Genomic DNA, 6,029 nt, shown 5'->3' on the forward strand with positions numbered 1-6,029 from the left:
GTGACTATCTTAGTGACTGTGCCATTGACTAAAAATGAAAAATGGCAGCAGTTGGCAGTCAATGAATGCTTAATATTTCAAGATGGGGATGTCATTTATAAAGACAGCCCAAGCCAGCGGAAGTTTTTGACGATTGAGGAAGGGATTGCGGTTGCGCGGTCGGTTGGGGCGAGTGTTTAAGGGTTGGCGAATAGTTAATATTAATTAAATGTAAACACCACAACAGCGCTTAAACTTCTCACCTGACCCGCAAATACACGGCTGTTTTTGTGTGATAGACATTGAAACAGTCGGATCTAAAAAGTACCAATTTGCATCATTAGCAGCTTTGTTTTTTATTTTTACAAAAGCAGAGAGCTCGTGATGTGCTTGTAGTTTATCGTGCGCATTAAAGTAAGCCCTAAATTCTACTTGCGCATGACGTTTACCAAGCTGTGGCGTATGCGCCACGATTTCTAATCCTGCCCAATCCGTCTCTTTTGCCCACGATTCAATCGCGTTAATATCAAGCAATGCTTGCTGCGCGGGCAAGGTGGTTTTGACAATATATTCTGGTTTGATCAAGACAAAGGCACTATAGCGCGTGCGCATGAGGCGCTCAGCAGTGTCAGCTTTGTTGTCCTCTGAATCATAAAGCCTGTCATGATAGGGCTGACAGCAGTCCTGATAAAGTAGCGGTAAGCTGATAGCGCTTGATAAAGAGTGAATTTGGCAAGGGCAGGTTTGTAGGGAAATTGACATTATTTACTCGAGTTATTATTTGTTTTTTAGTAGCGGTACAAATTTCAGTTCAGCCAGTTTTTTATCATTTCTGGCCACAGCCCGAGTTTAAGCTGAGCCCAAGGCGCTGGGTCACGTAACTGCTGCCAAAAAGCATCAAACGGCGGCGCAAAATAAACTAAGAGCGCAAGAATGACATACAGTAACAGATACCACCATTTATCTTTATGCTGATAAAACTTCATCGCCGTACCCGATGAACGCTTCATTTTCATGCCCATCAAATTCACACTATATAGCTCGTCCAATGTCAGATGCACAAGCGCGCCACCAAATAAAAACAAACCATAAAACCAGCTCGCTGTTAATGGTAAGTTTAAAATATCATAGCTTAAATAAGTTAGCCCAAGCCCCAATATTGCCATATAAGGCACAGAGTGAATGACGCCGCGATGTACGGTCATCTTAGTAAAAATAGAGAAAACCACATAACGCATAAAGCCGTAGCCCGCCAGCCATAAAGCAATGAGCGCTAGCAAACTAAGCTCGCTACGCCAATGCATCACCAAACCAAAAGCAAAAATGAACGAGGTAATGTTAAAGCCAAGTTTAATCGGCGTTGAGTTATCCGAATCTAGATCGGGCAACAGTCCACCGATGGTGCCAAGTGCCACGCACATCAAAAACCCAGAATCATTAATTAATCCCGCTTTGTAAACCGTTAGACTCATCGTACCACTAACCATGAATGCAACATTTAAGTGGGTGTTAAAATTTGCCATAAAAACTCATTAGTAAATAGCGCGCGAAACGTTCATTTCGAGCGGCTCGTCTAGCCGTAAAAAAGCGCTCCATGATACCATAGACAAGCCATTCGTCTAATAGAGATAGTCAACATGATCGCCACTGATTTACTTGCTAAACCTGATTTCCATGCCTCTTATGACGCCCCTTCTGATCCTACTATTAATAAGCCTTCTGCATATGATAGTAGGCTTGATGACAGCTTTGTTGCCATTGAATGGCAAGCACCGTGGCTGTGTCATTTAAACCAGTTAAGCGATATCAGTAAAGCCATCACACAGCTTAGTGTTTTAAAAAATGAGTCTGCTCAGCCAGATAAAATCGAAAATACGCCTAATATTATCGCCAAGGTTTTAAATGAAGCATTGCACCAACAGGCTGATGACTCCCAACAACCATTGCCGCAAACCAAACCGGCGCTGAACAATCAAGCCCAAACTTTGAAATTTGTGTCGCAAGATGCCTTACCCGAGGGCGAAGCGTACGAAAGTTTTATCGCGACGACGGGAAATATTCCAACGCGTGATAATTTGCATGACTTATTTAACGGCAGTATTTGGCTAACCTTTCCCAAAACTAAAGCCTTGCTTAATTACTATCATATGCTTGAAATTGAGCATCAAGGTATTGGTGCCAGTCGCGGGCGTGTCCGCGATACCATTACTGTGTTTGATGAAAACGGGGCGATTTTGGTGACAGCAGAGCCTAGCATAGGTGATGCGCTGATCGATTTTGACTGGGAAAGAAGTTTGGTGGAACCGCGTAAGCAGTGGGATAAACCAGAAACGCTAAATAGCGACTCTCAAGCTGCTGTTTATATTTTTGGGCATGCCCTGTTAGAAAAGCTACTACAACCGCGTAAAGCATTATGCGCTCATAGTATCGTTATCCATGTGACCCAAGATTTTTTTGCCTTATCGCTAGCTGAACGTATCTATTATTTAGATCAAAAGGTTGCTGATTATATGGACGCATTATTATCTCAATCGGACGTGACACCGCGCAAACTGTCACCATTGCCTATTTTGGGTGTGCCACACTTTTGGGCTAAAAATGCCAATTCTAGCTTTTATGACGATAGTCAAGTGTTTCGCAGTGGTCGCCGTCATAAAGTATAAGGACATCCCGTATCATTAGACGCCTAAAGCATTGTTACGTTTACGATTATGCCACGATTTGACTACGTCTAGACGTTAACAAAACGCAGTATATTTGTTATGGTAAAAGGACGTTACTGTTAAATACAGAAGATATGCTTATGTCTTTTGTTAACCAAGATTTTGTTAATATGAAAATATAGCGGGCTATTTTTCTTAGCGACTCTTATTCGTTATTAATATGAGCTATAAAGTTAGCCATTAAATTCATTTAGTAAAAATTTAAGTACCATTATTTAGCCACCAATTATCAGCATAAATTTATAATGATTTATGTCAAGGATCTATAACAACGATAAGGAAGCTACCATGAGTGATATTTTTAATGTGAAAGACACCATTTCGGTCGATGGCAAGGAACATGCCTACTATAGCCTGCCCAAACTTGCCCAGACTTATGACAATATTCATACGCTACCATTCTGTATGAAAATCGTCTTAGAGAACCTATTACGTAACGAAGATGGCGGGCAGTCTGTCGGCAAGAATCATATTGAAGCGGTCGCCAATTGGGATGCAGGCGCAGAAGCGTCAAAAGAAATTGCCTTTATGCCAGCCCGTGTTGTTTTGCAGGATTTTACTGGCGTTCCATCGGTTGTCGATTTGGCAGCGATGCGTGATGCGGTGGTTGAGCTTGGCGGTAACGCTGAGCAGATTAACCCGTTTATTCCTAGTGAATTAGTTGTTGATCATTCTGTACAGGTTGACGCCTATGGCCGTGAAGACGCATTAGAACTAAACGAAAAAATTGAATTTAAACGTAACAACGAGCGTTATGAGTTCTTGCATTGGGGTCGTAATGCGTTTAAAAACTTCGTGGTCGTACCACCAGCAACCGGTATCGTGCATCAGGTTAACCTAGAGTATTTAGCACGCGTCGTAATGGCTGCTGATGTCGATGGTGAGCTGACCGCTTATCCTGATACGGTCTTTGGTACGGATAGTCACACTACCATGATTAATGGTATTGGCGTGCTTGGTTGGGGTGTGGGCGGTATTGAAGCGGAAGCGGCGATGCTCGGTCAACCATCATCGATGCTCATTCCACAAGTGGTTGGTTTTGAGCTAAAAGGCAAGCTAACCGAAGGTGTTACCGCAACGGATTTGGTCTTACGTGTGGTTGAAATGCTACGTGCGCATGGCGTGGTTGGTAAGTTCGTCGAATTTTATGGCGAAGGATTACATAGTATGCCACTTGCTGATCGGGCAACGATTGCCAATATGTCACCAGAATATGGTGCAACGTGTGGTATTTTCCCGATTGACCAAATGGCGATTGATTATCTACGTCTATCAGGTCGTGATGAAGCACAAATTGAGCTAGTTGAAAAGTATGCGAAAGCGCAAGGTTTGTGGCACGATGCTGATACGCCAGCAGCGACTTACTCAAGCAAGTTAGAGCTAGATTTATCATCAGTACAGCCAGCGCTTGCCGGTCCGAACTTACCACAGCAGCGTATCAATCTATCTGATATGCACAAGAAGTTTGGTGAAACCTTGACGGCGATGACCAAAGACCGTAAGAAAGAAGTTGAAGCCAAAATTCGCTTTGATGAAGAAGGCGGCAAGCAAGAGCAGGCCAAAGCTTTAGCGGCAAAACCTAATCCTTTCTGTGCTGAAGGTAGTACCTACTGTACTATCAATATCGAAGATGAAGAGTATAAATTGCATGATGGTTCTGTCGTTATCGCGGCGATTACTTCTTGTACCAATACCTCAAACCCAGCAGTAATGATTGGTGCAGGTCTGGTCGCCAAAAAAGCCGCAGCAAAAGGTCTAACAGCTAAACCATGGGTCAAAACTTCACTGGCTCCAGGTTCAAAAGTCGTAACTGATTATCTTGAAAAAGCTCAGCTGATGGATGAGCTAGAGAAACTCGGTTTCTATCTAGTCGGTTATGGTTGTACCACGTGTATCGGTAACTCAGGTCCGCTATTAGGGGCGATTGAAGAGGCTATCGAAGAAGGCGATTTGGTTGCCGCTGCCGTATTGTCAGGTAACCGTAACTTTGAAGGTCGCATTCACTCACATGTGAAAGCGAGCTACTTGGCGTCACCGCCATTGGTAGTCGCTTATGCGCTGGCAGGTACGGTTGATATTGACTTGACAACCCATCCGCTAGGACAAGATCAAGATGGCAATGATGTGTTCTTAAAAGATATCTGGCCAACGTCAGAAGAAATTAACGAGCTGATTGCTAATAATATTGATGCTGATATGTTCCGCAAAAACTATGGTGAAGTGTTTGACGGTAGTGCAGCATGGAACGCTATTAGTTCAGCTGATAGCCAACTGTATCCATGGAGCGAAGAATCGACTTACATCAAAAATCCACCGTTCTTTGATGGCATGACCATGGATCCAGAAGGTATCCCTGATATCGAAGGCGCACGTATCTTGGGTCTGTTTGGCGATTCAATTACCACCGACCATATCTCGCCAGCTGGCAATATCGATGCTGATTCTCCTGCGGGTAAGTACTTGCAAGGTCGTGGCGTCATGGAAGCGGACTTCAACAGTTATGGTTCACGCCGTGGTAATGATGCGGTCATGACTCGCGGTACCTTTGCCAATATCCGTATCAAAAACACCATGATGGCTGGCAAAGAGGGCGGTTATACCTATTACTTCAACGGTGATAGCGCCACGTTACAAGATGGTCAAGAAATGGCTATCTATGATGCGGCGATGAAGTATAAAGAAGATAAGCGTCCACTCGTGGTACTGGGCGGTTCAGAATATGGCTCTGGCTCAAGTCGTGACTGGGCAGCCAAAGGGACAATTTTGCTCGGGGTAAAAGCGGTATTGACCAGCTCATTTGAGCGTATTCACCGTTCAAACCTAGTCGGTATGGGCGTATTACCATTGACCTTTAAAGACGGCGAGAATGCTGCGACCTATAATTTAGACGGTTCTGAAGTGCTTAGCATTACAGGTTTAGATAACGGTGAGAGCAAGACAGCGAAAGTCACCGCTACACGGGCCGATGGTTCGTCTGAGCGCTTTGATGTCAATGTCATGCTACAGACGCCAAAAGAGCGTGAGTACGTGCGTCACGGTGGTGTACTGCACTATGTACTACGTCAATTGGCGGCTGAGAGTAAAAACGCTGCATAGTAATTGATTAGACTTAGTATAATTAGACTTAATATGACAAAAAGCCCAATCGCAAAGATTGGGTTTTTTTATTAGGTGTATCCCGTCTTAGAATAAAGAGAGGAAACAAGTATCTGAAAATCTATAGTCAGGGAAAAGCAATATCGATACATAACGTACTGCTAATATCAATTTTTCTTGCTTGCTGTGCCTACGCAGACAGAGGCTGCAAAAAATTTATACCAGCAGTAC

At 43.7% G+C, this 6,029-nt stretch carries 5 protein-coding genes; 3 read left to right on the forward strand and 2 right to left on the reverse strand.

Features of this window, described 5'->3' with window-relative positions; genetic code table 11:
- Positions 1-180: class II glutamine amidotransferase (locus VLN09_RS01555; RefSeq protein ID WP_325243410.1), on the forward strand; the 180-nt coding region annotated here is incomplete at its 5' end.
- Between the two features lie 24 nt (positions 181-204).
- Here the strand turns inward: VLN09_RS01555 and VLN09_RS01560 are convergent.
- Positions 205-741, reverse strand: coding sequence for a YchJ family protein (locus VLN09_RS01560; protein WP_325243412.1), 537 nt, complete (start codon positions 739-741; stop codon positions 205-207).
- Positions 742-785: 44 nt separating this feature from the next.
- Positions 786-1,502: a metal-dependent hydrolase gene (locus tag VLN09_RS01565; RefSeq protein WP_325243414.1), complete on the reverse strand. Its 717-nt coding sequence runs from the start codon at positions 1,500-1,502 to the stop codon at positions 786-788.
- Between the two features lie 114 nt (positions 1,503-1,616).
- Here VLN09_RS01565 and VLN09_RS01570 point away from each other — a divergent pair, with 114 nt between their 5' ends.
- Together VLN09_RS01570 and acnA are read left to right on the forward strand one after the other, a co-directional pair.
- Positions 1,617-2,642 (forward strand): DUF3025 domain-containing protein, encoded by a 1,026-nt coding sequence (locus VLN09_RS01570; protein ID WP_325243416.1) that lies wholly within the window; start codon positions 1,617-1,619, stop codon positions 2,640-2,642.
- Between the two features lie 348 nt (positions 2,643-2,990).
- Positions 2,991-5,798 carry an aconitate hydratase AcnA gene (acnA, locus tag VLN09_RS01575; protein ID WP_325243418.1) on the forward strand — a complete coding sequence of 936 codons (2,808 nt, stop codon included), beginning with the start codon at positions 2,991-2,993 and terminating at the stop codon, positions 5,796-5,798.
- Positions 5,799-6,029 lie beyond the last annotated feature (231 nt).

Source organism: Psychrobacter sp. (assembly GCF_035469765.1).
In the GTDB taxonomy this organism is placed as follows: domain Bacteria; phylum Pseudomonadota; class Gammaproteobacteria; order Pseudomonadales; family Moraxellaceae; genus Psychrobacter.

Excerpts from the sequence above, each read along its gene's own strand:
- VLN09_RS01560 (WP_325243412.1), bottom strand. The coding sequence starts at position 741 with ATGTCAATTTCCCTACAAACCTGCCCTTGCCAAATTCACTCTTTATCA.
- VLN09_RS01565 (WP_325243414.1), bottom strand. The coding sequence starts at position 1,502 with ATGGCAAATTTTAACACCCACTTAAATGTTGCATTCATGGTTAGTGGT.
- VLN09_RS01570 (WP_325243416.1), top strand. The coding sequence starts at position 1,617 with ATGATCGCCACTGATTTACTTGCTAAACCTGATTTCCATGCCTCTTAT.
- acnA (WP_325243418.1), top strand. The coding sequence starts at position 2,991 with ATGAGTGATATTTTTAATGTGAAAGACACCATTTCGGTCGATGGCAAG.